Consider the following 251-nt stretch of genomic DNA (forward strand, 5'->3'; position numbering starts at 1 on the left):
AGTGTTTTCATCTATTGCATAGAATCCTTTTTCAGAAAGAGATTTTATACAATTATAGTGAGTGCTTTCAGCCATATGTCCTTCAAATTTTACTTCTTTGCGATTGACTCCGCCTTGAACGGTTCCATCATTCTCCTGATATTGCATATAAGTAGTAACATGGTCTATTTCTTTTTTGAAAGCTTTTCTTGTATAATTTTTTCATCAGCTTAATTGTTGCTTTAGCCATTTATTTACCTCCTTTCCTTCAA

The organism is Acetivibrio cellulolyticus CD2 (genome assembly GCF_000179595.2).
Lineage (GTDB): Bacteria > Bacillota > Clostridia > Acetivibrionales > Acetivibrionaceae > Acetivibrio > Acetivibrio cellulolyticus.